Raw genomic sequence first — 427 nt, forward strand, 5'->3', positions numbered from 1 at the left:
AAATGCAAGAAACACCACTAGTTCGTTTGGCCCAGAAAAAAACGAGGTCACCAAGTCGCCTCTAAAAGTTGTCTATAAAACCAGTTGGCGGCAAATAATCCAAGGGACATTTATAGTTTCTGTTACTTACACTCTTTTTTATACTTTAGCAACATGGTCTTTAACATATTCAACGACAAAACTTGGTTTTAGCAATAAAGAATATCTTTTCATGCTATTGGGCTCAATCACGATTTTTGCCTTATTTATTGTTCTGTCTTCATCTTTTGCTGATATGTGGGGACGAAAACATATTCTGGTAGCCTCAGCAACGGCCTTAATCATTTTTGCTTTTCTTTTCCCTTACTTACTTCAAGGCCACCGCAATTTTGTTAGTGTAACCTTATTTCTTGTTATTGGTTTTGTTTTAATGGGAATTGCTTTTGGC

General features: G+C 36.1%; 1 protein-coding gene. It reads left to right on the forward strand.

The genetic code is table 11. The features are described from left to right. On the forward strand, positions 1 to 427 hold a 427-nt coding region (locus tag KH893_RS12425; RefSeq protein ID WP_345803744.1), incomplete at both ends, for an MFS transporter.

The sequence above is a fragment of the Liquorilactobacillus sicerae genome, from assembly GCF_029916425.1.
Classification (GTDB): Bacteria; Bacillota; Bacilli; order Lactobacillales; family Lactobacillaceae; genus Liquorilactobacillus; species Liquorilactobacillus sicerae.